General features: G+C 67.7%; 5 protein-coding genes. All 5 read left to right on the plus strand.

The window, feature by feature from the left end; genetic code table 11:
• The coding region (locus tag P3W85_RS22455; RefSeq protein WP_346430281.1) for a Fur family transcriptional regulator at positions 1-475 on the plus strand (475 nt) is incomplete at its 5' end.
• A 106-nt stretch (positions 476-581) separates the two neighbouring features.
• Positions 582-1,670: a CobW family GTP-binding protein gene (locus P3W85_RS22460; RefSeq protein WP_276266400.1), complete on the plus strand. Its 1,089-nt coding sequence runs from the start codon at positions 582-584 to the stop codon at positions 1,668-1,670.
• A gap of 312 nt (positions 1,671-1,982) precedes the next feature.
• A complete protein-coding gene (dksA, locus tag P3W85_RS22465; RefSeq protein WP_276266401.1) occupies positions 1,983-2,669 on the plus strand; it encodes an RNA polymerase-binding protein DksA in 687 nt (228 codons plus the stop codon).
• A 266-nt stretch (positions 2,670-2,935) separates the two neighbouring features.
• Positions 2,936-4,231: a zinc metallochaperone GTPase ZigA gene (zigA, locus tag P3W85_RS22470; protein WP_276266402.1), complete on the plus strand. Its 1,296-nt coding sequence runs from the start codon at positions 2,936-2,938 to the stop codon at positions 4,229-4,231.
• On the plus strand, positions 4,206-4,751 hold the full coding sequence (locus P3W85_RS22475) for a hypothetical protein (protein WP_276266403.1): 546 nt from the start codon (positions 4,206-4,208) through the stop codon (positions 4,749-4,751). The genes zigA and P3W85_RS22475 overlap by 26 nt, the downstream gene beginning before the upstream one ends.
• Positions 4,752-4,838: the final 87 nt, after the last annotated feature.

The raw sequence follows: 4,838 nt of genomic DNA on the forward strand, positions 1-4,838 counted from the left end.
GACGCCCGCGCCGGCCACCCTGGACGCAGCCCACGAGCGCCTGCGCGAGCTGGGCGCCCGCGTGACCCAGCCGCGCCTTGCCATCCTGGCCTGCCTGATGGACAGCGATGAAGCGCTGACCCACCAGGCCGTGATCGACCGCCTGCCGGCGGCCGGCGAAGCGATCGACCGCGTGACCGTCTACCGCGTGCTGGACTGGCTGGTGGAGCAGGGCCTGTCGCAAAAGCGCGCCGGTCCCGACCGCGTATTCCGCTTCAGCCTGGTCGAACACGAGGCAGCGCGCGCGCAGGTGCACAGGCAGCACAGCCACTTCCACTGCAACCGTTGCGACCGCACCTTCTGCCTGGACGGCGTCAGCGTCCCGGCGCAAGCTGCGCCCAAGGTCCCGAGCGGCTTCGCGGTGGAGCACGTGGAACTCACCGTCAGCGGCGTTTGCGCCGAATGCGGCGCCCGAACGCCCGGCCGGCACGGCTGAGCGGCGAGCCCGCCACCGTGCACCACGGCACAAGCCACCCAAACACCACAAACACCACTTACCCGCGCGCGACAGGCCAAGCGGCGCCCATTCCCGGAGAAAAACAATGTCCAAACTGATTCCGGTCACCATCCTGACCGGCTTCCTCGGCAGCGGCAAGACCACCCTGCTCAAGCGCATCCTGAGCGAGCAGCACGGCATGAAAATCGCCGTGATCGAGAACGAGTTCGGCGAAGAAAACATCGACAACGAGATCCTGGTGCAGGATGGCCGCGAGCAGATCGTGCAAATGAGCAACGGCTGCATCTGCTGCACCATCCGGGGCGACCTGGTGGCGGCGCTGTCGCAGCTGATGACCCGCCGCGACGCCGGCGAGATCGAATTCGACCGGGTGGTGATCGAAACCACCGGCGTGGCCAATCCCGGCCCGGTGGCGCAAACCTTCTTCATGGACGACGAGATCGCCCAGCGCTATCTGCTGGACGCGGTGATCACCCTGGTGGACGCCAAGCACGCCAACCTCCAACTGGACAAGCAGGAAGAAGCCCAGCGCCAGGTCGGCTTTGCCGACGCCATCTTCGTCACCAAGGCGGACCTGGTGGCCGAGGCCGACATTGCCGACCTGCGCCACCGCCTGCTACACATGAACCCGCGCGCGCCCGTGCGCACGGCGCATTTTGGCGAAGCGCCCATTGACACAATTTTTGACCTTCGCGGTTTCAACCTGAACGAGAAGCTGGAAATCGACCCGGATTTCCTGCGCGCCGAGGCAGAGGAACACGATCACGACCATGCGCACGGCCACGGCCATGACCACGGGCATGGCGAGCATTGCGCCGACGACTGCGGTCATGACCACCATGGCCATGGCCACAACCACCACCATCACCACCGCCACACGGACCGCATCGGCTCCTTTGTCTTCCGCAGCGAAAAACCCTTCAATTACGGCAAACTGGAGGAATTCCTGTCCGGGATCCTGTCGGTCTATGGGGAAAACCTGCTGCGCTACAAGGGCGTGCTCTATATGGACGCGGTGGACCGGAAGGTGGTTTTCCAGGGCGTGCACCAGCTGATGGGCAGCGATATCGGCGCCAAATGGGGCGACGAAACCCCCGGCACCAAGATGGTCTTCATCGGTGTGGACCTGCCCAAGGACGCGATTCTGAAGGGTCTCGCCACCTGCCTGGCCTGAGTCCGCCGGCCATCGCCTCCCGCCCCTGCCGCCCCCCTTTGCCGGCGGGGCGCGAGAACTCAGGGGAAACTCCCCGCTTTTCTCCCATATCTCCAAAATTTTTGTTCAAGTACAATAGGCTGGATTTAGTGCGGGAAACGTAGCCTATGGGTAGTCCATGGCCATGCTGCCCGCGCAATGCAGGGCGGCGGTCGTCGTCAGCATGAGGCGGGCTGCCGGCAGGTGCGGTCGCAGTGCTTCATGCGGAGACCGCCCTCCGCTTGGGGCACCCGTCACGCGCCGTCACCGATCGACGCGAGAGGGAGGTGTCCCGTGGTAGCCGCAACGAAAACGAAAGAAAGCCGCAGCAAGGCCAGTAGCGCTGCGGCCCAGACGCCGAAGGCGCAGTCCATGGAGGCTGCGCCTGCTCCCCGCGGCAGTACGGTGCATGCCGATGCGGGCGAGGCTAAGGGAGGCACGCAAAGCAGCAAGTCTGCAGCCAGCCAGAGCGAAACGTCCGCACCGCGCAAGCGGCCGGACACTGCACCCGAGCGGACCAAGACGCCGCCGGTCGCATCAACAAGAGAATCAGCAGCAACCATGAGCAGCAATAAACTTCTGACTGAAGCTGAAATCCTGAAGATGGGCGACAAGGATTACATGAACGAGGCGCAACTCGCCTTCTTCAAACATCGCCTTGAGCAGCTGCGCGACGATATCCTGAAGAACGCCGATCAGACCACCGAGCATCTGCGCGAAACGGTCATCGTGCCGGATCCGGCTGACCGCGCCACCATCGAGGAAGAACACGCCCTTGAGCTGCGCACGCGCGACCGCGAGCGCAAGCTGCTCAAGAAGGTGGAGCAGTCGCTGGCCCGCATCGAGTCGGGCGACTACGGCTGGTGCGAGGAAACCGGCGAGCCGATCGGCGTGCCGCGCCTGCTGGCGCGCCCCACCGCCACGCTCTCGCTCGAAGCCCAGCAACGCCGCGAGCTGCGCCAGAAGCTGTTCGGCGATTGATCCGGGCCCGGCCCCGCGTTGCCAGACGGCCCGGTTTTCCGGGCCGTTTTGCTTGCGGGCCCGCTGGCGGCGCCTGCGGCCCGCGGGCTGGCGGCCTTGGCGCGTTTCGTCTTTGTGGTGTCACAGGCACGGCCTATCATTAGGCACGGTGGGGTTTCCGCGGTCCGCGCGCGCCCCGAATCGCCTGCTTTCCCGCCCGCTTTCTGATACAGTCGCAACTTTGTTGCAATAATGCGCACCGGTCTGCCCCGGCGCGCCTCGATGCCATGGCCGATCGCCTGCCCGTCACCGTGCTGTCCGGATTTCTCGGGGCCGGCAAGACTTCCCTGCTCAATCACGTACTGGCCAACCGCGAAGGCAAGCGGGTGGCGGTGATCGTCAACGACCTGGCCGACGTCAACATCGACGCCCGCCTGCTCGGCGACGGCATGCTGGCGCAGGCCGGCGAGCGCCTGATCGAGCTGACCAACGGCTGCATCTGCTGCACCCTGCGCGAAGACCTGCTGACCGAGATCGGCAAGCTGGCGCGCGAGGGCCGCTTCGACTACCTGCTGGTCGAATCGACCGGGGTGGCCGAGCCGCTGCCGATCGCCGAAACCTTCACCTTCGAGGATGAGCACGGGGTGGCGCTGGACGCCATCGCCCGCCTCGACACCATGGTGACGGTGGTCGACGCCGCCCACTTCCTGCAGGACTTCAACGAAGCCGACTATCTCCAGGACCGCGGCCAGGCGCGCGACGAGGACGACGACCGCACCGTGGTCGACCTGCTGATCGAGCAGGTCGAATTCTGCGACGTGATCGTGCTCAACAAGCTGGACCTGGTGAGCGAGGCCGAGCGCGAGCGCCTGGCCGGCATCCTGCATTCGCTGAACCCGCGCGCGGCCATCGTGCCGGCCAGCTTCGGCAAGGTGCCGCTGGACAGCGTGCTCGACACCGGCCGCTTCGACTTCGACGCCGCCGCCGCGGCGCCGGGCTGGCTGGCCGAACTGCGCGGCGAGCACGTGCCGGAGAGCGAGGCCTATGGCATCGGCAGTTTCGTCTACCGCCGCCGCCGCCCCTTCCATCCGCAGCGTTTTGCCGACCTGATGCACACCGAGTGGCTGCGCGAGCATGGCAATGTGCTGCGCTCCAAGGGTTTCTTCTGGCTGGCCACGCGCATGCATGCGGCCGGCACCTGGGGCCAGGCCGGCGGCGTGTGCCGCCACGGCGGCGCCGGCGCCTGGTGGGCCGCGCTGGATTCCGCCGAATGGCCGGACGACGAAGCGGGCCGCGCCGAGCTCGAAGCCGACATGATGGTGGACGGCAAGCCCGCCCCCTTTGGCGACCGTCGCCAGGAACTGGTGCTGATCGGCCAGGACCTCGACCGCCCCGCGCTCGAAGCGCTGCTGGATGCCTGCCTGCTCACCGATGCGGAAATGGCGGCGGGCCCCGAGGCCTGGGCCCGTTACCCCGATCCCTTCCCGAGCTGGGACGACGCCTTCGACGACGAGGACGACGGACATGACCACGAGCATGGCGAGGACTGCGGCTGCCATGACCACGGCGGACATGGCCACTGAATTCCCGCAGCGCCTGCAAGCCGTGCAGCGTCTCCAGCAGCGCCGTGCCCGCGGCCTGGGCCTGTGGCCCGCGCTATGGCTGGTGCTGTGCCTGCTGCTGGCCCAGCATGCGGGCCTGACGCACCGCATTCATCACGGCGGCCTGTCCGGCCAGCCGCTGCAGGCGCTCCTTGGCGGCAGCACCGCCGAAGCGGCCGGCACCGCGCCGGCGGCCTGGTTCGCCGATGACCCGGCCGCCGGGGACGACACCGGCACCGCCGACAGCGCCGGAAGCTTGCCCGCCGGGACCCAGGTCCCCGCAGATCCGGCCCCCTCGCTCAGGCTGGCCGGCCATATCTGCCTGCTGTTCGACGGCGCCACCGTGGCCGCCAGCCACTGCGGCACGCCGGTCATGCCAGCGCTGTCGCATCATCAGTCACCGGTCCCCTCCAGCGTAGGCTGGCGCCGGCCGGACCTGCAGCATCCCCAGCCCTTCCGCTCGCGCGCGCCGCCGGCCGCCCTCGCCCCCATCGTCGCCTGAATCCGGGACGCGGCAGCCCGCTGCCGCCCTCCCGCCGCCTGACGCATTGCGTCGCGCGGGCGCATTCCGCCTGTCCGCAGCCTTTCG

Source organism: Cupriavidus basilensis, assembly GCF_029335485.1.
Classification (GTDB): Bacteria; Pseudomonadota; Gammaproteobacteria; order Burkholderiales; family Burkholderiaceae; genus Cupriavidus; species Cupriavidus basilensis_E.